This window comes from Acetobacteroides hydrogenigenes (genome assembly GCF_004340205.1).
GTDB classification, from domain to species: domain Bacteria; phylum Bacteroidota; class Bacteroidia; order Bacteroidales; family ZOR0009; genus Acetobacteroides; species Acetobacteroides hydrogenigenes.
In genome coordinates this window covers 1-22,438 of record NZ_SLWB01000011.1, presented here as the reverse complement: position 1 = coordinate 22,438, position 22,438 = coordinate 1, and the positions used below count along the sequence as shown (strand labels likewise).

Sequence of the window (22,438 nt, the reverse complement as noted above, 5' to 3'; positions counted from 1 at the left end):
TTAATCGTACCTATTATGAAGAAAGTTCTTATACTCGTAGTAAGCCTAGCTCTTACTTTCGTTGCGGCAAGCGCACAAGAAGGACAGGTTAAACTGAAATACAGCTATGCCGATCTTGAACCCTACATCGATTCGACCACCATGCGCATACACTACTCGGCGCATCATGCGGCATATGCGACCAACCTTGTAAAGGCTCTAGAAAGTTACCCCGATTTGAAGTCAATGCCGCTAATGATGCTGCTGCGCAACATAGGAACGCTGCCCCAGCCCATACAGCAAGCTGTGCGCAATAACGGTGGTGGCGTTTACAACCACAATCTGTTCTTTGATGTGCTTACACCTGCCTCGAAAAGCGTAATGCCCGATGAACTTAAGCAGATCATCGAGAAGCAGTACGGTAGCCTTGAGGCCTTTAAGAAGGAGATGGAAAAGGCAGCGCTATCGCGCTTCGGATCGGGCTGGGCATGGCTGCTGGTACTGCCCGATGGTAAGCTTACCATTACAACAACGGCCAACCAGGACGCCCCATTCATGGATGTAGCCCTAACCGAAGGGTATCCCATCTTCAACATCGACGTGTGGGAGCACGCCTACTACCTCAAGTACCGCAACAAGCGCGGCGACTACCTCGCCAACCTCTGGAAGGTGGTAGACTGGAAGCAGGTGTACAGCAACTACCTTAGAGCCATTGGCGAGTAGCGGAATCCTCCTCCATTATGAAGAGCAAAATGCGAAATAGCCTTGCATGAGGTAATGCAAGGGCTAAAAACGAATTTTTGGTGCTTGAATGACCTCATGCAAGCACCAAAAACGTAGTTGCAGGCCTTGAATAACCTCATGCAAGCATAAAAAAAGTATTTGGAAGGCTTGAATGGCCTCATGCAAGCACTAAAAATGCATTTGTAGGGCTTGAATGACCTCATGTCACCCCTACCGCCTATTTCCTGAACGGATAAGCCACCCCTCCAACCCTTAATATGAGGCTACCGGCTTCTCCCCCCACAATGCATGCGCTGCTGTAACTTTTCGCAAAGCAAACCGTCGTAAGGTATACGAACGGCCAACTAGCACTTTTCCCAACTTTACATGGTTGATATTTGGCCTATAGTTCTACTTTTGCAGCTCAAATACCATTAACACATGAAGATTACATTTAAGCTTATACTCTTTGCGCTCGTTCTAACATTTACGTCATGCATTAAGGAGGAGTTTGGTCCCGGTGATGTAACCGCAGTAAATCGTATAGGAATTGGCTACTTTGACAAGTTGAAGGTAGAAGATGGCTTCCAGGTAGAAGTTGTAAGAGGCAGCCATATAGAGGTTGTTGTAGAAGCCCCAGATGGCTACCAGGATAACATACATACCGATATAAACGGAGTTGGCGAACTATGCATCTTCCTCGATAATGCAATAATGCCTCAATATGTTAAGCACAAACGGGTACTAATAACGATGCCGCTGCTTCGCTCCATCACGGCCTGGGGAGGCTCCGAGGTATACACAACAGGTATCTTTAATCCATCGAAGTTCAAAATCGATGCTGATGGGGGCAGCTACGTGGAAACCAACATCGCTACCGACGAACTGAGCGTAATAGCTAGCGCTGGCTCCGATGTAAAACCTTACGGCGAAGCAGGCATCCTATATGTAGAAGAGCTCTCTGGTAACAGCAAACTCTACGGCTTTAGGCTGCTCACCAGCCACAGCGACTTAAACCTAAAGGGAGGCAGCGAGGCTCAGGTAACTGCCGTAAACAAGCTGGTAGTTACAGCATCGGAGGCAAGCATCGTGAAGTATGCAGGCCATCCCAATATTGTGCATTCGCTAACTGGAGGCTCTCAGCTTATTGACGCCAACTAGAAGGTTATGTTTTAAAGAATAAGACGAAGCGGACATCTAGGAAACTTCTAGATGTCCGCTTCTTTATTTCATGTACGAATGGAAATGCTTTTTGCAGCAAAGAATGGTATTGAGTATTCCTCCCTGATGAACCTTCTGCAATATGCTGAAAGGGTGCTGAATGAAAGAGACATGACAGGCTGTAGTTAACTATCTGAAATAGCCATGGAAAATCCTTCTTAGGGAACAGACGGTAGCGAATAGTGTGCCGATTGTTTCCCCAATAGGGTTGACCGGCGCAGATGGGTTATACGGGCACCTAAACCTCGTTAGGGTCAGTAATCACTCTTCCTTAGACTCGGTTCTTGTACTTGTGAAAGAGGTGGTACGAGTTGGTGATTCTGCACTACGCTGTTTTACGCGTTCCAGCAGCCATGCGCCTTGAGGATGGAGAACAGTTTGTCGTGCCCCCACTTTTAGCCCTACGGCATCAAAGGAAGCGTATAGTGTCCTATAAAGCTTTTGGATTCCCGCCCTGGGCTGCTCCATCCGATCCTCCTTTACGGGTTCTACGACCTCTAGGTTGGAATCTAGCGCCAGCCTGTCGATGTCCTTCTTGATCAGCAGTTCCTTGAGTTGTTTGAAGGGTCTTAGTCTGGGGCGTTTCGTATAGGGCTTCCACGATTATTCAGGTATTTTTTAGATCTTTCCGGTAGTACCGCCTAATCCACTCATTAATGGTCGTACGGTTTACGTCGTAAATATAGCCAAGTTGCTTCTTGGAGTTCTTTCCCGTACTAAGTTTTGCTGGTTTTCCACATTCGACAGTACAATACTGTATTACCCCCTTGCGGAACGAGATGACGAATTCGAGGCATGCCTAGTGGTTGTTGGTAAAGTAGGCAAACTGCTTTAGATTTAGTTTGTAGCTCTCTTGGTAGATTTTAAAACTGGGTTTGAGGTGGACTTGCCACGAGATTTCATGAATTGGTAGGTTTCGGTTAGATTCATGGCTGTTAAATGAAAAATGAAGGGGTGAAGGATGAAAAATTTTTGGGGTAGGAAATGGTGGAGTAGTAATAGTAAAAATTGTTTTACTTTTTGTGCTCTTGGCTTTACGTATATATAGAAGAGCACGACAATTGGTTGTTTTTGTGTCATGATCCTTACATTTTTTGTTTTACAAGCTAAAAATAGTGGCGAATGACCATAAATCGAACTAAAACAGCCCAAATTTTGCGATATAAGCAGCAATGCTACAATAGCATAGGGTCAGATCGGTGAACTGTTTAGGGTGTAAAAAGAGAGAGTTCACCGAATCGGTAACTTTTAATTTGGGAATTGGGGTGGATTTTTAGAATGGGGTAAAAACATAAAATTCTGTAAACCATTCGATTTACAGAACTTTGTTGTGCTTTGATGTTGTGGTCTGCGGAGAGGGAGGGATTCGAACGTTATTTGTAAAAGGTTGATGGTTAGCGCTCAGTTGGGGTTTGTTTTGGGTTACGCACCGATTTTGAGGCTTGAATTTTGGGCGTTTTTAGTGGTGCTACCTCTTAGGTTACCGTTAAAATTAACCTATTTGAGATAGGGTTCGATTGTGTCCTCGGGAATGCCGGTAAAGGAGGCGAACTCGTGAATGGTGATGAACTGGTGCTCGTCTTTCTGGTTTGCTCTGCGGATCTTGCTGAGCAGCATCCGTCCGTAACGCTCGCTCTTGCCCGTTATGAGCTGGATGTCCTTGGGGTAAATGACTACGCGTGCCTGCTTCATTTTGGCCTATGCTTTATGTCAGTTTGATGTATGGTGCATCTCTGGCTTATCCGTGGACTTGCCTATACCAAAGGTACAAAAAAACGGGCTACCCGATTCGGAAGGATGGGTAATAATGCGGCCATAATGACCAGTATCGGAAGTGGTTAATTTCAATTCTTGCCTATGCGTTGTAGCTTGCCCCTGTTCACCAAAATTTTTTAGGTTATGGCAAAACAAGAAGGACTGATTAAGCTGAAGGGTAAAATCGGGGATTTTTCCTTCTACAAGAGCAAGGATGGTCATCTTGCCCGCATGAAGGGCGGCGTGGATGCGGAGCGCATCAAGAACGACCCAGCGTTTGAGCGTACGCGTGAGAACGGGGCCGAGTTTGGCCGTGCCGGCAAAGCTGGCAAGCTGCTGAGGGATGCGCTGCGCAACTTCATCAGAAACGGCTCTGACAGCCGTATGACTAGCCGTCTAACGGGTGAGATGATGAGGGTGGTAAAGGCCGACGCCACGAGCACGCGAGGCCAGCGCAACGTGCTGGATGGCGAGCTGGAGCTACTGGAGGGATTTGAGTTCAACAGCAACGCCAAGCTGGGTACGAGCTACTTCAGAAAGATGGCCTCAACGATTGACCGCGCCGAGGGTAAGGCAACCGTAAGCTTTGGGGTGATCACACCGAATGCAGACTTTGGGGCACCGGAAGGTGCAACCCACGTGAAGCTGGTATCGGGTGTGGCCAAGGTAGACTTTGAGGCGGGCACCTTTGAGGTAAGCGAGGCGCAGCCCTACCAGGTTAGCTTGGCAGCTGCAGAGCCCACCAAGGATGCGGTATCATTGAGCAGCACCTTTGCCAAGGCGGAGACCAAGCCGCTTTTCCTGGTGCTGGGTATTGAGTTCTACCAGCAGGTTAACGGTGAGCTCTACTCGCTAAAGAACGGGCAGTATAACTCGGTATCGCTGGTTAAGGTATCCGGCCTAGCGCAGCCTCAACCTTAATCCTTCAGGAGATGGAGAGTTCGGCACCCTACTTCTACGCCCTGATCTCGGTGCTGCTGGCCGTTGTAGCCTACTTCCTGCGGCAGCTGCTTGCTGACTTTAAGCGGGTAGAAAAGGATGTGACGGAGGTAAAGTCGACCATGGCGCTGATTAAGGCGGAGTTTAAGGGGATCAACGAGCTAATGAACCAGCGGATTGAGTTTCTGGAGCGCCGGATTCACCACCTCGAAACAATCATCTTTAAAACGAACGAGCATGAAGGGAAATGAGATGAGCCTGGCCAAACGTGCAGCGGCTCCTACCCCCAAGTTCTTTAAACGGGTTCGCACCATTGGGCTTTGCCTAGCCGCCGTGGGCGGTGCGATTATAGCCAGCCCGATTGCGCTACCAGCAGCTGTTGTAACCATTGCGGGCTACATTACCCTAGCGGGTGGCGTTATGTCGGCGGTTGCCCAGGTGTCGGTTGATGGCGAATAGTGTATCAAGGATTTAGCCGCAAAAGCGGCAATCCGTAAAACCTTTTAGAAAGAGGATTTCCACGATTGGGAGTCCTCTTTTTTATTGGGATAATCCTCAACATGGCTGATAACAGCGGTAAGGTTGATAGTCTGAACAGAGGTAGCCCTCATCAACCGATAGCGACCAGCCAAGTGAGCGGAGCGCCGGGTCAAGGTTTTTTCGGAAAATACTACCCGAGCCGGAGGCACGAAGGCGAGGGTGGAGATTTTGCGAAAAACCCGCAGGGCTTGACCTTGACGCATAGGCGCGGAACGGCTTACCTTTTCTATCGGTTGGGGAGTGCGGGAATCAAAGACTTTAGATGTTAGACGTTAGATATTAGACTTTAGATATTAGACTTTAGAAGGTAATCGGAAGTTATGCTGAAGTTAAGCGGGAGTTAGACGGAAGAGATATGATAAGATGAAAAATGAAAGGATGAAAAAATAAAGGATTTGGAGGAACTACCCTATATGGAATGCAAATTACTTAAAAGGAACTCTTCTTACGGGGTGAACAAAGGGCGGTTTTGGAGGGGCTAGCCGATGGTTTCAAAGGTGCTGGGGGATTTGGGCAAGGGTGGTGAGGGATGAGCTGATGGGAGGCGCGGAACTGGGTGGCATCTGCGGAGGGAGGCACGAGCGGAGCAGCGACAGCCCGGTGGAGCAACGAGCAGCGGCGAGGCACGAGCCACCTTTGCCGTGGGGTGCCGAGGTGGCGGCTAAAAGGGAGCGCTGCAGCACCGACCGCTGCGAGAGGCTTGCGCGGAACGGGCATGGGCTGGAGCCAGGGAGGAGCGGAAGCGCGAGCGTTGGGCGCTGCCGCAGGCACATGAAGGATGCACTGCCCTAATTACCCCCCTCCAAAACCGCACCGCTGAAAGGGTGGCGGGGAATGCTGTGGCATCTGTATTTCGGGGTGGTGGGCGGGCGAGGGGCTGTTTGGGGGCTATTTTGCATAATGTGATTATAGGACAAAGGCGTAGCCCGGAGCGGAGCGGAGCCCCTTGGGGGTTGTACTATAATATCACGTTATGTTAAAATAGCTTACATTGGCGTAAGCCTGGCGTGAGCAGCAGGGGCCGGGGGAAAGCTGCGCCTTTTTGCTCGGCAACCGCAGCGGAGGGTAGCTGGGATGCCCGAAGGAACGAAGGGCATTGGAGCTGCCTGAAGTGAAGGGTGCCGAATGCAAAAAGCATGACAGGCTGTAGCCAACGGCCCCAAACAGACCCGGGGAGTGTCCTTCGGGAGTAGGGAGTGGTGGGTAGGTAATAGTGGAGTTGGTGCAACTGGTGATTTTTTGCATCTACTTGTACGTATTAATGAAAAAATGGGACAAGTGATAGTTATATGTACAAAATAGTGTATTTTTGGTACATATAATAAAAAAATGGGACAAATAGAACCAAACTATGTACTAGATAACCTTCCTCCAAAGAGAGAGAAGGTTGAAACCATACCAATTTTACGACAGGTAAATAGGGCAACGGCAGCTTTGGCAGAGCTTAAGGGTATTGCTAAGACGATTCCTAACCAGGCGATGCTTATTAATGCAATTGTACTGCAGGAGGCTAAGGGGAGTTCTGAAATTGAAAATATTATTACTACGCAGGATGATCTTTATAAGGCGCTTACTGTGAATAAATCGAATGTTTCGCCAGAGACAAAAGAGGTTGTGAACTATAGAAAAGCGATTTTTAGAGGATTTGAAATAGTTAAGAAACAGGGTTTCCTACGCGTAAATGACATTGTAAGTATACAACAGGAACTGGTGGATAATACGGCAGGTGTAAGAAGCACACCTGGAACAGTTCTGAAAAATGACAAGACGGGGGAGGTGGTTTATACGCCACCACAAGATAAGCGGGAGATTTTTGATCTTCTTACCAATTTCATTAACCACTTTAATGAGCAAGAGCAGGATTTGTCGCCTTTGATAAGCCTTGCCATTCTACACTACCAATTTGAAAGCATTCACCCTTTTTACGATGGAAACGGAAGGACTGGCAGAATACTGAATATCCTGTACTTGATACTGAATGAGCTAATTGACATTCCGATACTGTACTTAAGCTCCTATATTATTGAGCATAAATCGGACTACTACCGATTGCTGAATCAGACCAACAGGACTGGGGTATGGGAGGATTGGATTTTGTTTATGCTTAAAGCGGTTGAGGTAACCTCGCTGCAAACCATAGAGAAAATTAGCCTGATTAGGCAGCTACTCGAGCAGACGGTGATAAGGGTGCAAGAGCATGCTCCCAAGATTTACAAGAAGGAACTGGTTGAGCTGCTTTTTGAGCAACCCTACTCTAAGATTGATTTTGTGGTTAACCGCCTACAGGTTGAACGAAAAACTGCATCGAGATACCTAAAGGAACTTGAGGGAATCGGCGTTTTGGAGTCGGTAAAGGTTGGGCGAGAGACGTTGTACGTAAACAAGGGGTTGATTGATATTTTAAGAGGGTGAGAGGTATCGGTTTCTCTCAACTGAATCAGTATGTATTGAGAACAAAGTTAGAAGTCTTGAAAAAGCGGCTCAAAACAACCTGTAGCCAACGGCCACAAACAGCCACGGGGAATAAAAAAGGCGGATCTCCCAAAGGGAGATACCGCCTACTTGAATAAAAGGACAGTGAAAGTATTTCTAATACAAATAGGAAATCCGACCTAGCAAAGCCTAAGGATGCTGGGGCTTGCGGGAGTGCTTAGCACCTGCCCGTTTACTCCTTTGTACTTATCGAAAGGGTTGTATGCAACGTCCATCTTATCAAGCAGAGGCTCTACCGCAACCTGATGTAGCTGAAGTCCCAAATCCCAAGGATCGAAGCCGAGTACCAAACCCGCCAACTCCTCGTGGCTTAAAGCTGGAATGCCATAACCATTGGCACCGTATACCTTACCCTCCATTTCGGAAATGACATACTGCCAGCGATCGAGGAAGTAGTTGCAACCTGGACAGTTGGTAAGGATAAAGTCGGGATGAAATGGCTCCATGGAATCGAACTTTAATTTGGAATTGCTAACCGAGTATCCCCGATTCGACTTTAGGAGGTACTGCCTAAAGCCAAAACCGCAGCAGTGGCGGCGCTCGGGATAGTCGATCTGCGCCCCCCCCCACTCATCAACAAGACCTACCAGAACTTGTGGAAATTCGGCACCACCAACGCCCTTCTCTGGGAATATCTTGGCGTAGTGACAGCCCACATGGTCTACCACCTTCAAGGGTTCTCCTGTTTGACCATCAACCAATCGATACTTGGCTTTCGCAGCAATCTCCTTCCTAAACTTGTAGATGAGGTCGCTAGAGTGCACCAAGTTCTTGGGTATTTGGAAGGTTCTTCCGGTTGCACGGAGCAGTGCTTGGCGCGCTTCTTCCTCCTTTTCGGGAAAGTGCTTCCAGGTTTCGAGCACCTCGGTGTAGATGCCGAACGAGGTAACGCACGAGCAAACAAAGTTCTCGTAACCTGCCTCGGTCATAAGGGCAAACTGGCGACCTACCACCGTCATTATCGTTTCGAAAGGGATTATCCCCGAATGGTAGGCAATGCCGGTACAGGTAGTTTGGTTAGGGTCATCGTAGATATCTTTGCCAAGAATATCTTTAATGATTTTTAGAAAAACACCTTCGGCAGCAGGAAAGAAATTCTGACGAATACAGCTTCGGGCGAAGTAGTACCTATCGCCAGCTATATCCTTTTGGGCTTCAACCCACGATTCTTTTCTATTGTATTCCATGGTAAAGGGCTTTTATGCCGTTAGAATTCTATTCCTTTACGAGCCTCAACACCTTTGGTATAGTAGTGCTTTACCTCGCGCATTTCGGTAACCAAATCGGCAACAGCAATGATTTCGTTGGGGGCATATCGGCCCGTTACGATGATTTCGGTTTGCTCGGGTTTGGTGGCGAGAATCTTCACCACTTCGGGAACCGAAAATATGTTATAGTATAGGGCGATGCATATTTCATCGAGCACCACAACATCGTACTTCTCGGCTGCAACAATTTCGGCAACCTCTGCCAACCCTGTACGTGCAACTGTAATATCGGCTGCGGTTGGCTGGGTGTAGATAAAGCAGTCTAGCCCATACTGCTTGACGGTTATTTTTGGAATATACTTGTTAACGGCATCGATTTCGGAGTAAGGTTTTCCTTTTATGAACTGGGCAATAAATACCTTTTTCCCTGCGCCTACTGCACGAAGCGCCAAGCCAAAGGCTGCGGTTGTTTTACCCTTACCATCACCGGTGTAAACTTGAATGTAACCTTTCATTTGGGTAGATTTTAGACGTTAGACGATAGATATTAGATTTTAGACACATGATTGTAGTCACGCTATGCTATGCATCTTCATTGCCGTTGTACTGATAGCCGAAGTAGGCATCCTTACCTCCGCTAAATTCTAAGCCCAGCTTATTGGCAACATGCTCCGAGTAAGCCTCAATTTTCTCGAATCGTTGGGTGGCACCCGTTTCATCGAAAATGCGCTTAAGGTCGTTTAACGATTCTTCGGAGGTTAGGCGTAGCGTTCCGCTCTGCAGCTTTTGGTAGCTGGTGCCAAGCCGTTCGAGCACCTGTTCGCGGTTTTCCTGAAGCCAATCCCAAACGGGACCCTGTTCGGGGTACATTTCAGTATTCACCTCGTCGATGTAAACGCAGTAGCCATGCTTAAGTATATGGTCGCCCACAGTCCGCTTAATAGCTAGCTGCTTTTGCCCCTGCTCGCTTTCGACAAAGAGTCCCGATTCGATGGAGAGCGCCCGTAGTGCCTGAACGATGTACCCGGGAGTATTGCCTCGTGGACAGCGTGTCTTGCACGATAGGCATTCGCCGCAGTACCAGATGGTATCGCTTGTGAGGAGGTCTCTGATATCACTCTCGCTTGCGCATTGAACCGTATCTACAATATTGCGGGGATCGTAGTCGTTAAAGACAGCAGCCGGACAAATGGCGGTGCAGGTTCCGCAGTTGATGCAGGCATTCAGCCCTTCTATGTAGCGGATATCTTTTTTAAGCTCTTGGAGTAGGTTCATTATGGCTTAGTTAAAATGGATACTACTATAACAGAAATCCCAGCAAGGAGAAGCAAAAACTGCGTAAAAGATTGACCAAAAGAAGATCTTCGATGCAGCTCTGGGATTAAGTCTGCTAGAGCAATGTAAATAAACCCAGCTGCTGATACTGCTAAAATAAAAGGCATGGCCATTTGAGTGTATACACCCCAATACCAAGCTAGAAGTGCACCTATAATTGCGGTAAATCCTGAAAAAAGGTTGTAGAATACGGCCTTCCTTTTGGAAAACCCTGACTTTATCATCACTCCAAAGTCGGCAACCTCCTGCGGTATTTCGTGAGCGAAAACAGACAGAGCCACAACAACCCCAAATGACGATGAATGAAGGAAGGCAGCAGCAATGACAATGCCATCGAGGAAGTTATGAAAAGAGTCGCCAACCATTAGCATTAAGGCCCCAGCCTTGCTATGACGGTCGCAATGCTCATCGGCACAGATACGCCAAAGCATTACTTTTTCGATAAGGAAGAAAAAAAGAATACCGCCTAGAATTGCATATGAAACCTGAAAGCCGCCCAGTTTTACAGCATTGGGAAGCATCCCGATAAATGCGGCACCAAGAAGCGTACCTCCTGCAAAAGCGTTGATGTGCTTTGTGAGCTGCTGCAGCTTATGGGAACCTATTCTGAGCAAAAGAGATGCAAGCATTACGCTACCAATATTACCGAACAATACTGCTATCAGGATATATCCAACCATCGTCCTTCCTTATAAGAACCGTTACTCAGAGGAATTAATTAACCCACAAAGTTTTAATTTTGTCATTAATAGCATCCACAACAAATGTTGGAGCAAGACAAGGCTTCCATGTATCAGCCTCAACAAAAGCCAGCTCCGTTTCTGCCTCGTTGATGAGCTCATTCTGCTCGTTGTATAACTTGTAGGTAAACCACAACCGCACCCCCTTAATAGCCTTGAGGGTTGTTTTTACACGGAGCTGCTCGTCGTAACGGGTAGTTTTTATAAACCTAAAATTCATTCGAATGACGGGAAGCATGTAGCCAGCCTCTTCAACCGATTGGTAGGAAATGCCAAGGCTGCGAAAAAGCTCCCAACGGGCAGTTTCGTAGTACTTAGCGTAGTTGGAATGGTGAACGGTACCCATGCGATCGGTATCGGGGTACATCACCCTAAAGGTATACTCGTGCTCAATCATAACACCCTTCTTTTATACTTGTTTTCGCAGGGACAAGGGACCGCCTTTTTCTTCCTCAAACTCTTTTGAGGAGAGCACCCCATTGCCCAAATCATCGAAAAGAGGAGCATAAGCATTACTCCTCTTTTCAATAGTAGTGCTATCCTATTTTGAAATGATGCCATTGAACAGCTGGTTAAACGCAGCCTTAATAGACTTGTCTGTAAGAAGTTCAGCCATCTTACCAGCATCGCAGCTTTCTCCCATCTTCTCGTTAAATGGAATTTGAGCCACAAGCGGGAGGTTAAACTCGTTGGCCAAGCTTTGTCCGCCACCTTTACCAAAAAGGAAGTACTTCTCTTCGGGATGAGCGGTTGGGCTAAACCATGCCATATTTTCGACAATTCCGAAGATTGGAGTTCCAATTTGAGGGTCGTTAAACATATCTACAGCCTTCTTAACATCTGCCAAAGCCATTTGCTGTGGAGTGGTTACCACAACGGCTCCCGATGTTTCGAAGTTCTGAAGAAGGGTGATGTGTACATCGCCGGTACCAGGAGGGGTATCGATAACGAGATAGTCGAGTTCACCCCAATAGGTATCGGAAAGTAGCTGAGAAATACCACTCGAAACACGGGGACCACGCCAAACTACAGCCTGCTTGGTGTCGATAAAGAAACCTATCGACATCAGCTTAATGCCATACTTTTCGAATGGCATAAGGCACTGTTTGCCATCGCGAACCTCAACCTCGGGCTTTGCATCCTGAAGATCGAATAGCAGCGGTACTGATGGGCCAAAAATATCGGCATCCAGCAGTCCTGTTTTATAGCCTTCACCAGCCAGCGACATGGCAACACCAGCGGCGACCGTAGATTTACCTACGCCACCCTTACCCGAAGCTACAATGATAATATTCTTGATATTGGGTAGCTTCTTTTTCTCGATTTGTTGATTCATTTTACAACGTTATTTTATGAGACACAAGATTTAAGACACAAGATTTAAAATGGTCCTTCCCTTGGTTCTTTAGAGATGAAAATATCTTATGTAGTAGGTGTCAGACTTATACTGCACCTTTTTTATGTACTTTATTTGCAGCAACTCGTTAAGAATGGCAGTATCCGCACCATTCTTTTTCAGCAGCTCCAGCATAGCATCCTCGCGAATAGGGTGTACCGTTGAGATGTTTACGATATCCTCGATGATATTGCCTGTATTGCCGAAGTTGGTGCCTTCGAAGCCTAGGAGCAGCTCCACGTTAAGCCCCCTATCCTTGTAAATATGGAACGCTTCGCTTACGGTTAACTCAGATGGTGCATGAACCGATTGCACGGTAGGAGGACGCGTTGGGATAGAGATGTAGGCAACATCAGGATTTATCTTTTCGACAATTGAGGCTGCTTGCTGTACCATTTCAGGGCTATCGTTTACTCCGCTAACCAGCATGGTTTCGGTTGCAAGCGTTCCCTTAAATTGAGATGCAAATTTTAAAATGCCTTCTATATGATCGTTGAAATGCAATCCAACACAGGGTCGGTTAATGGCCTTCCATACCGTTTCGCTGCCAGCATCCACCTTAACGGATACCCAGTTGGCTAGGCAAAGCTCATCTCTCACCTGTGGATCTGTTAAAAGGGAGGCATTCGTAATAACGGCAATTGGAATACCTAATTCCTTTAGTTTAAGGATAGAATCGCCAAGGTTAATGTCTAGCGTAGGCTCTCCGTTGGATACAAGCGTCAAGTAATCGGGTCTGTCCTCTTCCTTAAGAGCCGATAGATGCTTTTTCACCTCGGATAAAAGAACCTCTGGAGAGTAAAACGGCTCGCGGTTGATGGAATGCTTATAGGTTCGACCTACCTGACAGTATATGCAGGCATACGAGCATACCTTGCGCGATGGGATGTTGTTTATCCCAAGGCTTTCCCCTAGCCTACGCGATGGTACTGGTCCAAAGCTTATCATGCTTCAGTAGTATTTATTTGGTTCCAGATATTTACAATTTCGTGGCTCACCTCCGAATCGGGGGCAAATTCTGTAATGCTTTTACAGCTAACCATAGCCTGAACTACCAGCGGAGAAAACGGAATTTTACCTATAACGGGAATCCCCGCTGATGCGCACCATTGCTCGATAGCTACAGCAAGTTCGTCGTTTAAATCGTACTTGTTGATAACCACATACGATTTTACCTTGAAGTTTGCCGTTAGCTCCAGGATTCGCTTCATATCGTGAAATCCTGAGTTGGTTGGTTCGGTAACAATAACAGCTTTTTTCACCCCTGTAACAGACGAAATGACAGGGCATCCCGTTCCTGGAGGTCCATCAATAATGATAGTTTCGACACCCTGTTCTTGGGCTACTTTTTTAGCATGTTCGCGTACTACATTTACCAGTTTCCCCGAGTTCTCTTCGCCTGGGGCAAGCCTTGCATGTACCATTAGACCATTGCGATAGCTACCAGCATACCATCGGCTCTTATTGCTTGGCTCCATTGTTATTGCACGCGACGGGCAAACGCGAGAGCAGAGCTTGCAACCATCGCATGATGTTTCGGATACAACTACCCGATTGCCCTGAAATGCCAAAGCATCGAATCGACAGTAGCCAACACAAAGACCGCAGCTGGTACATTTGCCATAATCGATTATAGCCTTATGCCCAGTTACAAAGTTGGCTTCGAGCTGGTTTTGGGGTTGAAGGATAAGATGCAGGTTGGCAGCATCTACATCGCAATCGGCTACGACCAAGTTGCTATGTATGGTTGCAAAAGCCGCACTGAGGCTTGTTTTGCCGGTTCCGCCTTTGCCGCTTAGAATGGTAATTTCGGTCATAGTTTTAAGAAGTTTGCATTGATCGTATTATAATCGGGGATGTCGTTGTGATGCCATTTGGCTACTATTTTGCCTTTATGAAGAATAAGGAGCCCCGGATTTGCCCTGATTATGGTTTTTAGGGTTATGGGGTCGGCGTAGTAGAATTGGTAAGGAATTTGCCATTGCTGCTTATACTTTTCCACCACAGATTCGGATGATGCTGTAAGGCACATAAATTGATAGCCGTTTTTGATAGCCTGATTATGGATCGATTTAATTAAAGGCAGGTGATCGGGATTTGTCTTTTTCAAATCGTAGGCAACCAAGATGAAGTAATACCGAGTATCGGAAAGGACATCGGAAGTAATGTCTTCGCCCATTGAGGTGCTAATTCTAAAGTCGTGGATCTCGGGTTGATACCCCCTTTTTACCAGTTTAGGTTCGGATGAAGAGATGAACTTCCAAATGGTTCCATTTTTCCAGTAGGTGGAATCGCTCATGTAAACATTACTCTCCAACTCAACCTTTTTGCCGCTAACAGTATCGACAAGCGTAAAGTACTGCTCGTATATATCGGCTGGAGCACCTTCGGGAATCGCCATTTTTTCGGGGATGCTAACGCCTACCTTGTAGGGTCTAAAATCAATAATGGGAAGGTGTTCGTAGTTATACCACGAGAAACTAACGATTAGCAGAAGAATAACCGCTGTTATTGCCCATTCTCCCTTTGCGTTCAGCCAAGCCCGATATTTGCTTTTAAAGACAAATAAAATGGCTGCTAACAGTAAAATTAAAATATTCTTATAGAAGGTTTGCCAGTTAGTTAGCACAAGGGCATCGCCAAAGCATCCGCAGTCGTGAACCGGATTGGTAATGGCAAGCCAAAGCGTAAGTGGAGTAAAGAAAATCATAAAGAAGAGTGCACCCCAGCTAGCCCATCGACTTTGAATAAACAGTATTAGACATACACCAATAGTAAGCTCTAAAGCACTTAAGAGGATTGCTAAGGGAAATGCCGTAACCTCCAGTGAAGGCATGCCAAATGCGTTGAAGTAGTCGATAAACTTGTAGGTAGAGCCAAGCGGATCAACCGCTTTTACAAAACCCGAAAAGATAAAAACGACACCGACAAGCACCCTCGATATGGCTGCAGTGATGCTTAAAACGCGTTCTTTCATTTCTTACCCTTTTTTTATTTGTCTAACAACTACATTAAGCAGCTCTGAAAATTTTTCTCGATAGCTTAGGTTTTGTTCTACGAGTAATCTTCCTTCGGAATAGGTACGGGCAATCTCCCTGTCGAAAGGAATTTCCATGAGCAAGGGAATGCTATTTTGCTTTAGGTAGTCGTAAACTCCGCTATCGCCCATTCCTGCACGATTTATTATAACGCCAAAAGGTCTTTTGAGCTCCTGAAGAGTTTCGACAGATAGCATCAGGTCGTTTAGTCCGAAAGGAGTAGGTTCGGTAACCAGCACCACAAAGTCAGCCTTATCAACAGTGGCAATAAAAGGACACGAGATACCTGGAGGAGAATCGAAAATGGAGATTTCTTCAGTTTCAACAGCCTTTATGGCATTCTTAATTAAGGGAACGGGAGAGTAAACTCCAACTTCGGCTCGGGCTTCAACGACCTGTGCATGGTCGTTAATAGCCATCGTTTTTACCGTACCCAGTAGCTTTTTCTTTTCGGTTATTGCCCCATTTTTACAGGCTACCGAGCAGGCACCACAATCGTGGCAAAGGTCTTCGACTACCTGAATGAAGCGAGAAGAAGGAAGGAAGACAATGGCGTTGTAGCTGCAGTAGTTGTAGCATCTGCCACAAAACAGGCACTTCGCGGAATCGATTACCGGAACATTTTGGAAAATATCCGAACGATCCGAAACCCTACCTGAAATAAACTCTGCAACGTTGGGTTCTTCGGCATCGCAATCGACTAACGAAACCGCTTGCCCCGTATTTTGGATAGCCCAGAAAAGGTTGGTCGAGACAAAAGTTTTCCCAGTTCCACCCTTACCGCTAGCTATTGCTATTTTTATCATTGTACTGAACTTACTTTTTTTATAACGAAATCGCCCTTACGAACGCCTAAGGCATCTGCAATAACATCGCATTTTACCATTAGTAAGGAGTAAAAATCTTTGGGCGAATGGCGAAATAGCCCCTCGAAGTTGCCCTGACCTTTGGCAATAATCACATCAGCCTGCATAAAAGCCTCCTTAAACTCTGATGAGCAACAGTCGAATATGGTAGACGGGGCATCGTACCCATTGGAGATTACATCTGCCACTCGATCTATACCTACATATCTAGCATCGTAGATGGTAGCATCGTTTATGATGCTGCTACCGCGAACCGCATATATGAGGTTCGGATGCATAATAGCTTCGATGAAAAGCTTATCAAAAACAATTTCACCGGCATTGTCGCCAAGGTAAAGCACCCGTTTTGCCATAGAGAGTTCCTGCTTAAGCTCTTTAGAGTAATCTATCGCAAAATCGGACGATAAGACCTTGTTGATTGCAGCAGGAAGGTCGTACTCGCTACATACGGCCAAGTCGATGATGTTCCCTGCAATGGCAAGGCGCAGCGCCGTGTCATACGGGTTCTCCGACTGAAGAATTTGAGCCTTAAGCTGATGATACTGTCCTAAAACCAAATCGTTGCTCTTTTGCTTTGCTTCCTTGTAAGGATCGGCATTACAGGTGAGTCGCCTAAGCGCCACATGTAGCTCACGGGCAAATGCAGGAGCCGAAAAACAACCAGAAGACTGGCGGTAAAGCTCTGCCATTTGGCTGGTAAAGGTATTTTTATCGGTCAGCGATAGGTTTTCCTTTTCGAGCAGCACCTCAAAAGCGCGAGCAAAGCAAAAGAAGCAACGATAGTCTGAAATCATTCTATTATCCACCTAGTGATCGCAAGCGTTTGAGCCTGTTACCAGCGAGTTTTCGAGCCAATCGCCAACCAACTCTTTTGGAGCCTTATGCTGAGCGCCAACGTTAACCTTAATGTTTTGAGCAGCAAAAAGATCGAGAGCACGTTGTCCCATACCGCCAGCGATTACATCGGTAACGCCACGGTCAGCCAACCATCCGGGAAGAAGCCCAGGTTCGTGAGGCGGAGGCGTGATAAGCGATTCGCCAATTATTGCGTTATTTTCTACCTCAACAATGGCAAACTGCTCGCAGTGGCCAAAGTGTGAACAAAGACGTCCGCTTGCTAACGGAATTGCAAAAATGTTTTTCATACAAATAAAATTTTACGTCTAACCAATTTGATATGTCTTGGCATACTCGAAATAAATATGATAAGACAACTTAAGAGTTACTCTATTCACTACGACCTCGAAGGCGCAGCCTCAAGAAACGCCTTAAACCTCTTCCTCGTCCTCCACCTTGTCCACGACCAAATGGTGAATTTACTTGCGATTCGGAAGCACGATTTTGAAGGATTTCGTCGTCTATTTTCCCCTTATTGTCGGGATTGCAGCGTCCCATTCTTCGTCCTGTCATTGGCCCTTCTCCGTTAGGGCCACGTCTGTTTAAACCTGGCATAGTAACCTCCTTTTTAATTAGGTTAATACTATCGAATACCGCTTTTTAAGCGTTTACCTTGACCTGAACCTCCTCCAGAATTACGGCGAAGGCCCATCCCTTTGCCTAGCATATCGAGCGTACTCTTATCGGAAGAAGTTTTGCAGTAACCAAGACCTCGTCCTGTTTGCTTGCCCTCCTTTAGAGGACCTGTTCCATCCATCTGAGGCATTCTAAAAATGGTTTATGGTTGAGGAATATTTTAGGCGATTCTCTCGGAACCGGAGTAAACCTCTTCAACTTCCAAACATGCAGCTGCATGACCCGGATGCCGAGAAGGATTCCACCTTTTCATATCGTCGTAAATTTCGCCGCTTTGTAGGTAGCGTACCGACCCTTTTAGCTGGTACGACTTCCCTTCGTTAGTGATAAATAGTATGCTTGCCTTACCTCCTGCAAGAATATTTTTACGCGTTTTATGGAAGTAGTTATCGACAATAACGATAAGCGATTCGCTGTACCTAGAAACGCTTTTTACATAAATTGAGTTAGGAACTCCATTGACGTCAGCTGTCGAAAAGACAACAGCATCCTTACGATTATCCCAAGCCTTGCAGACCTGTTCGGGTAGTACAACCATTTCCGTTGGCTAGTTTTTATGGTTTAGCAGCTCGATTATTTCACTGATAGTCTTTTCGGAATCGGGAAGCATTACCAGCTGGATTTTCAAGCTGTCGAAGATGGACTTAACCTTTGCCCCGAATTCGCCGGAAACGACCTTTGTTACATCTTTAGATGCTACCAGCTGAGCAGAGGCTGGACCTGCACCCTCTATGCTATCCTTGTTGGGATTGGGAATAAACTCAATGCCCTGACTTTCTGTATCGAGGATCGCAAAATAGGAGCAACGCCCAAAACGGCTGTCTAGCTTAGCCTCGGGGCTATTACCTGTTGATGTGATGGCTACTTTCATTTTACCTGTTTTTTATGAGCAGAAGCTTAATTGCCTAACGGCTTACTGCATTCTGCATTTTTGGTTTCTCATTCTACGATGAGGCGACATGCTTTTTCGAATCATATGGCAGCTACATTCGGGGCAAATATCCCCATTGCAGTCTGACGCTTGAAAGTTTTGAAACTCTTTACCACACTGAGGGCATTGGCAGACTTCCTCGAGCTGCGCATCATCATCTTCGCTGTAAGGTTGGATGTTTGCAGAGCCACAAAGGGCACAGGAGGAAACCTCCTGCTCTTTTTCGGTATGGTTAAACCAGCAGCCACAATCGTTGCATGAGTACCAATCGCTATCAAAGTAAACCTTCCCGCCTTCGAATACAATATTTTTCCCATCGATAAAAGCTTCGGCTATTTTACGGCGTGCGCTTTCGTATATGCGAGCAAAGGTTGGGCGCGACACCCCCATGATTTTTGCAGCTTCTACCTGACCATGCAGGTCGCAGTCGCTTAATCGGATGGCTTCATACTCCTCGAAGTTTATAACAACCGGAGCTCCACCATCAGGCAAGCCCAAAGGTTTGAATCCCTTAAAATGGGGTGGATTGGTTACACGACGAATACGTTTTGGTCTTGGCATACGAAACGAGCATTTGTTCGTTACAAATATAATGAGCAATTGCTCATTATTGCTATTTTGATTGACTTTTTTCTCAAAACGGGCTAAATTGTGGTTTTTCTTACTTAAACAGAGCAATATGGGAAAGGAAGCAACGAAGATAGCTTCGGTAGATATCGATAAGCTTATCAGTATGTTAAACGCGGCTCTTTCGGAAGAATGGCTAGCCTACTACCAGTACTGGATTGGCGCAAGGTTAATGGAGGGGCCAATGAGAAGCGAGGTTGAACCAGAACTTCTTCTGCATGCAAGCCAGGAGTTAAACCACGCCGTTATGGTGGTTAATCGAATTATCCAACTAGGCGGGACTCCTGTTATAAACCCAAGCGAATGGACAAAGCTGGCACGCTGCTCGTACGATGAGCCACGCGATCCGTACATCGAAGCAATCCTAGCGCAGAACCTAAAAGGTGAACGATGCGCCATTGAGCGCTACCAAGAAATCGCCGATTTTACGCTAGGCAAAGATCACGCTACCTACCAAATGGCGGTTACAATCCTCAACGAGGAACTGGAACATGAAAATGACATAGAGGACTGGCTGACCGATTTAAGCCGAATGAAAGAGGAATGGAAGAAACTCAGAATGTAAACCCAATAATATCTACTACTATGGAACAAGAAGCTGTACTATTGCCTCGTATTGGAGAAGCGGCACCCACCTTTAAAGCTGTTACGACTCAAGGGGAAATCAATTTCCCGGCAGACTACAAGGGCAGCTGGGTAATCTTATTTAGCCACCCTGCCGACTTTACCCCTGTTTGCACCTCCGAGTTCATGACCTTTGCCAGCATGGAAGCAAAGTTTGCAGAAGTTAGCTGCAAGCTGGTTGGCCTATCGGTTGATGGACTATACAGCCACATCGCATGGCTCCGTACCATAAAGGAAAAGATTGAGTACAAGGGTATGAAGGATGTTGAGGTAAAATTTCCGCTGATAGAGGACATTACCATGGAGGTAGCGCGTAAGTATGGCATGATTCAACCCGGGGAGAGCAGCACCAAGGCGGTAAGGGCCGTATTTGTAGTTGACCCCAATGGTATAATTCGGACTATTATTTACTATCCATTGAGCCTTGGAAGAAACTTCGACGAACTCTATCGAGTAGTAGTTGCGCTACAGACGGCCGACACCTTTGGCGTAGCAACACCAGCCGATTGGCAACCCGGCGATGATGTAATTGTACCAACGGCAGGATCGTGCGGCGTTGCCAAGGAGCGTATGGAAAACAAAGGAGACCTGAAGTGCTACGACTGGTTCTTCTGCACCAAAAAACTTCCATACGATGAGGTGATGAAGGCCGTTAAGAAGCAGTAACTCGGCTTGAGAACTAAAACAGTAAGGGGATTAGCGTTGCAGCCAATCCCCTTACTGTTTATTGTTTTATGAAAACCTTACGGTTAAGCACAGCCCTTACAAGAACCGCAGCCAATACCGCTTAGCTTCTTGTTTTTGCAATAGTTTTCCATTTCCTGGTGGCGAGCACACTTTATGCCCATATCCTGCATTTTGGGGTTAGTTTCGAACTCGGTATCATCGTAGTTGCCGCGTACAAATATTCTAAGAGCAAGACCAAGAAATGCTATCGAAATAAGGATAACAACTATGCTGAAAAGTTTTATTGTGAACATGCTGCATTGTTTTTGGCTGGCAAATATACGGATTGAATATTGTTTTTTTTATTAATTGTTCTTTAACGAAATGACAAAACCAGTAAGGATGGCTCCTTGAGGAAGGCGTACCCCCATGGGCCTACCACGTGCCAGCGGGCATCTGCCCTACTGTCCTAGCTTTATTAGGGCTCCATCGTCTTCGCTGGAGGCACCCTTTTGCCCATTCGATGGCTTGTAGGCGTTAAGGTTGAACGTTACGCCAAAATAGAAAATGTACGAAATGACCTTGTGTCGGATGAATAAACGGATACCACTTTTTTATATAAAAAAGTTAATTCCTTTTATCTCTTGAGCCTGCATCAAACGCCAACAGGTTAAACATTTCGCGCATGCGGGAGCGGACACGCTTTCCATACTGCTCCTCGATGTCCATGCTGGTAAGGTTGGTGGTAAGGTGTGTTTGAAGCCCTTGTAGGCAGAACTGGTCGTAGCGGGATAGGAGAATTTCAGCCATGACGTTGCACTCCACGCCGTAGAACTTGAGGTGGTTTTCGGTTCCGAGGTCGTCGAAGCAGTAGATCTTGTGCTGGCCTCGGCTATAGGAGTTTGTGCTGTACTTGTGAATTACTGTGTAACCATCGCGGTTGAACTCGAAGCTGATATCGCGGCAAGGTTTCACCTGATACTTGAACTGGGGTAGCAAAAGGGTGTTAAAAATCCTCATAAGGCTGGTTTTTCCGCATCCGACAGGGCCGGATAGCATTAGCCCCTTACGGAGCGAAATGGCGTACTTCTGGCAGGCTTGCTGGTTGTTGGTGAAGTAGGCCAGCAGCTTTAGGATTAGCTCGTGGTCCTCCTGGTAGATTTTGAAGCTGGGGTTGAGGGTGTCCTTTCCGCGAGACTCCAGGAATTGGTAGGTTTCGGTGAGGTTCATGGCTGAGAGATGAAAAATGAAAGGTTGAAAGATGAAAAATTTGGGAAAAGGGAGTGGTGTGTTGGAAATAGTGAAAGTGCCAAAGTTGGTAGTGGCTGAGATTGAGTTGTTGGTACAAGATTGTTTGAAACAAAGGTGTACGAACCGGGCAAAAACACTACAAACAAATAATATATAATAATACTTATACTATATAATAATATATATATAGTAGTGGTCAATCGAGGCATAAATGCCTCAGTAGCCTTTATCTTCTTCATGATGAACTGTTTGAAAATTTTAATTGGAGCATATTTGCCTCGTTAACGGAGCATATATGCCTCGATAGTGGAGCATTTTTGCCTCGTTAATGGAGCATATCTGCCTCATTAACGGAGCATTTTTGCCTCTGTTAAAAAGGAACTTTATGGGCGTCTTATAATGGATCATTGTATGATTTTGGAGGGTTAAGGTTTAAGACTTGCTGTACTGGCGCTTTAGCGAAGTTTACGCTGTTAAGCATCCAGTTACTGGCAGCTGCCATCCAATCGCGCATCGGGGTTTTGCCGCCAACCCGCCAGCCATTGGACTGGAAGTGGTTGAAAAACTTCTGAG

The 22,438-nt window shown here is 46.4% G+C and carries 29 protein-coding genes; 8 read left to right on the top strand and 21 right to left on the bottom strand.

Annotated elements, in window-relative coordinates; all coding sequences use genetic code 11:
* Positions 1-15: 15 nt before the first annotated feature.
* Together CLV25_RS11170 and CLV25_RS11165 are read left to right on the top strand one after the other, a co-directional pair.
* Positions 16-702 (top strand): superoxide dismutase, encoded by a 687-nt coding sequence (locus tag CLV25_RS11170; RefSeq protein WP_131839735.1) that lies wholly within the window; start codon positions 16-18, stop codon positions 700-702.
* Positions 703-1,143: 441 nt separating this feature from the next.
* Positions 1,144-1,863 (top strand): head GIN domain-containing protein, encoded by a 720-nt coding sequence (locus CLV25_RS11165; RefSeq protein WP_131839734.1) that lies wholly within the window; start codon positions 1,144-1,146, stop codon positions 1,861-1,863.
* 321 nt (positions 1,864-2,184) lie between these two features.
* Here CLV25_RS11165 and CLV25_RS16005 read toward each other — a convergent pair whose 3' ends face one another.
* Complete coding sequence (locus tag CLV25_RS16005) at positions 2,185-2,391, bottom strand: hypothetical protein (RefSeq protein WP_207895651.1); 207 nt, start codon at positions 2,389-2,391, stop codon at positions 2,185-2,187.
* A 1,029-nt stretch (positions 2,392-3,420) separates the two neighbouring features.
* On the bottom strand, positions 3,421-3,615 hold the full coding sequence (locus CLV25_RS11160) for a hypothetical protein (RefSeq protein WP_131839733.1): 195 nt from the start codon (positions 3,613-3,615) through the stop codon (positions 3,421-3,423).
* A 207-nt stretch (positions 3,616-3,822) separates the two neighbouring features.
* Here CLV25_RS11160 and CLV25_RS11155 point away from each other — a divergent pair, with 207 nt between their 5' ends.
* The 4 genes from CLV25_RS11155 (at position 3,823) to CLV25_RS11140 (ending at position 7,569) form a co-directional block, all read left to right on the top strand.
* Entirely contained in the window at positions 3,823-4,599 is a 777-nt protein-coding gene (locus tag CLV25_RS11155) for a hypothetical protein (protein ID WP_131839732.1), read from the top strand.
* Between the two features lie 11 nt (positions 4,600-4,610).
* On the top strand, positions 4,611-4,868 hold the full coding sequence (locus CLV25_RS11150; protein WP_131839731.1) for a hypothetical protein: 258 nt from the start codon (positions 4,611-4,613) through the stop codon (positions 4,866-4,868).
* The gene (locus tag CLV25_RS11145) at positions 4,855-5,076 is read left to right on the top strand and encodes a hypothetical protein (RefSeq protein ID WP_207895649.1); all 222 of its coding nucleotides are present in this window, start codon (positions 4,855-4,857) and stop codon (positions 5,074-5,076) included. Before CLV25_RS11150 ends, CLV25_RS11145 begins: the two co-directional genes overlap by 14 nt.
* A gap of 1,410 nt (positions 5,077-6,486) precedes the next feature.
* Positions 6,487-7,569 (top strand): Fic family protein, encoded by a 1,083-nt coding sequence (locus tag CLV25_RS11140; RefSeq protein WP_131839730.1) that lies wholly within the window; start codon positions 6,487-6,489, stop codon positions 7,567-7,569.
* Positions 7,570-7,769: 200 nt separating this feature from the next.
* On the opposite strand, the gene CLV25_RS11135 is transcribed toward CLV25_RS11140, so the two are convergent.
* The 17 genes from CLV25_RS11135 to CLV25_RS11055 all read right to left on the bottom strand — a co-directional run bounded on the left by CLV25_RS11135 (position 7,770) and on the right by CLV25_RS11055 (position 19,258).
* The gene (locus CLV25_RS11135) at positions 7,770-8,837 is read right to left on the bottom strand and encodes a heterodisulfide reductase-related iron-sulfur binding cluster (RefSeq protein WP_131839729.1); all 1,068 of its coding nucleotides are present in this window, start codon (positions 8,835-8,837) and stop codon (positions 7,770-7,772) included.
* Positions 8,838-8,857: 20 nt separating this feature from the next.
* Positions 8,858-9,373: a cob(I)yrinic acid a,c-diamide adenosyltransferase gene (gene cobO, locus CLV25_RS11130; RefSeq protein ID WP_131839728.1), complete on the bottom strand. Its 516-nt coding sequence runs from the start codon at positions 9,371-9,373 to the stop codon at positions 8,858-8,860.
* A 67-nt stretch (positions 9,374-9,440) separates the two neighbouring features.
* A complete protein-coding gene (locus CLV25_RS11125) occupies positions 9,441-10,133 on the bottom strand; it encodes a 4Fe-4S dicluster domain-containing protein (RefSeq protein WP_131839727.1) in 693 nt (230 codons plus the stop codon).
* The gene (locus CLV25_RS11120; protein WP_131839726.1) at positions 10,133-10,873 is read right to left on the bottom strand and encodes a ZIP family metal transporter; all 741 of its coding nucleotides are present in this window, start codon (positions 10,871-10,873) and stop codon (positions 10,133-10,135) included. Before CLV25_RS11120 ends, CLV25_RS11125 begins: the two co-directional genes overlap by 1 nt.
* Before the next feature lie 34 nt (positions 10,874-10,907).
* A complete protein-coding gene (locus tag CLV25_RS11115) occupies positions 10,908-11,330 on the bottom strand; it encodes an acyl-CoA thioesterase (protein WP_131839725.1) in 423 nt (140 codons plus the stop codon).
* Between the two features lie 144 nt (positions 11,331-11,474).
* On the bottom strand, positions 11,475-12,269 hold the full coding sequence (locus CLV25_RS11110) for an Mrp/NBP35 family ATP-binding protein (RefSeq protein ID WP_131839724.1): 795 nt from the start codon (positions 12,267-12,269) through the stop codon (positions 11,475-11,477).
* Between the two features lie 69 nt (positions 12,270-12,338).
* On the bottom strand, positions 12,339-13,277 hold the full coding sequence (locus tag CLV25_RS11105) for a radical SAM protein (protein WP_131839723.1): 939 nt from the start codon (positions 13,275-13,277) through the stop codon (positions 12,339-12,341).
* On the bottom strand, positions 13,274-14,146 hold the full coding sequence (locus tag CLV25_RS11100) for a nucleotide-binding protein (protein WP_131839722.1): 873 nt from the start codon (positions 14,144-14,146) through the stop codon (positions 13,274-13,276). Before CLV25_RS11100 ends, CLV25_RS11105 begins: the two co-directional genes overlap by 4 nt.
* Positions 14,143-15,306, bottom strand: a complete 1,164-nt coding sequence (locus CLV25_RS11095) for a BT_3928 family protein (protein ID WP_131839721.1) — start codon at positions 15,304-15,306, stop codon at positions 14,143-14,145. The genes CLV25_RS11100 and CLV25_RS11095 overlap by 4 nt, the downstream gene beginning before the upstream one ends.
* Before the next feature lie 3 nt (positions 15,307-15,309).
* A complete protein-coding gene (locus CLV25_RS11090) occupies positions 15,310-16,173 on the bottom strand; it encodes a nucleotide-binding protein (protein WP_131839720.1) in 864 nt (287 codons plus the stop codon).
* Positions 16,170-17,027, bottom strand: coding sequence for a damage-control phosphatase ARMT1 family protein (locus CLV25_RS11085; protein WP_131839719.1), 858 nt, complete (start codon positions 17,025-17,027; stop codon positions 16,170-16,172). The genes CLV25_RS11090 and CLV25_RS11085 overlap by 4 nt, the downstream gene beginning before the upstream one ends.
* Before the next feature lie 12 nt (positions 17,028-17,039).
* Positions 17,040-17,378: a NifB/NifX family molybdenum-iron cluster-binding protein gene (locus tag CLV25_RS11080; protein ID WP_131839718.1), complete on the bottom strand. Its 339-nt coding sequence runs from the start codon at positions 17,376-17,378 to the stop codon at positions 17,040-17,042.
* 82 nt (positions 17,379-17,460) lie between these two features.
* The gene (locus tag CLV25_RS11075; protein WP_131839717.1) at positions 17,461-17,685 is read right to left on the bottom strand and encodes a DUF5320 domain-containing protein; all 225 of its coding nucleotides are present in this window, start codon (positions 17,683-17,685) and stop codon (positions 17,461-17,463) included.
* 28 nt (positions 17,686-17,713) lie between these two features.
* Entirely contained in the window at positions 17,714-17,896 is a 183-nt protein-coding gene (locus CLV25_RS11070) for a DUF5320 domain-containing protein (protein ID WP_131839716.1), read from the bottom strand.
* A 30-nt stretch (positions 17,897-17,926) separates the two neighbouring features.
* The gene (locus CLV25_RS11065) at positions 17,927-18,304 is read right to left on the bottom strand and encodes a pyridoxamine 5'-phosphate oxidase family protein (protein WP_131839715.1); all 378 of its coding nucleotides are present in this window, start codon (positions 18,302-18,304) and stop codon (positions 17,927-17,929) included.
* A gap of 9 nt (positions 18,305-18,313) precedes the next feature.
* Entirely contained in the window at positions 18,314-18,637 is a 324-nt protein-coding gene (locus CLV25_RS11060) for a NifB/NifX family molybdenum-iron cluster-binding protein (protein WP_131839714.1), read from the bottom strand.
* A gap of 42 nt (positions 18,638-18,679) precedes the next feature.
* On the bottom strand, positions 18,680-19,258 hold the full coding sequence (locus CLV25_RS11055; protein ID WP_131839713.1) for a DUF134 domain-containing protein: 579 nt from the start codon (positions 19,256-19,258) through the stop codon (positions 18,680-18,682).
* A gap of 118 nt (positions 19,259-19,376) precedes the next feature.
* Here CLV25_RS11055 and CLV25_RS11050 point away from each other — a divergent pair, with 118 nt between their 5' ends.
* Both CLV25_RS11050 and CLV25_RS11045 read left to right on the top strand, forming a co-directional pair.
* Positions 19,377-19,889 (top strand): ferritin-like domain-containing protein, encoded by a 513-nt coding sequence (locus tag CLV25_RS11050; RefSeq protein ID WP_131839712.1) that lies wholly within the window; start codon positions 19,377-19,379, stop codon positions 19,887-19,889.
* A gap of 20 nt (positions 19,890-19,909) precedes the next feature.
* The gene (locus CLV25_RS11045) at positions 19,910-20,614 is read left to right on the top strand and encodes a peroxiredoxin (protein ID WP_131839711.1); all 705 of its coding nucleotides are present in this window, start codon (positions 19,910-19,912) and stop codon (positions 20,612-20,614) included.
* A gap of 83 nt (positions 20,615-20,697) precedes the next feature.
* Here CLV25_RS11045 and CLV25_RS11040 read toward each other — a convergent pair whose 3' ends face one another.
* Both CLV25_RS11040 and CLV25_RS11035 read right to left on the bottom strand, forming a co-directional pair.
* A complete protein-coding gene (locus tag CLV25_RS11040; protein WP_131839710.1) occupies positions 20,698-20,928 on the bottom strand; it encodes a hypothetical protein in 231 nt (76 codons plus the stop codon).
* Between the two features lie 313 nt (positions 20,929-21,241).
* The gene (locus tag CLV25_RS11035; protein ID WP_131839709.1) at positions 21,242-21,844 is read right to left on the bottom strand and encodes a P-loop NTPase family protein; all 603 of its coding nucleotides are present in this window, start codon (positions 21,842-21,844) and stop codon (positions 21,242-21,244) included.
* Positions 21,845-22,438 lie beyond the last annotated feature (594 nt).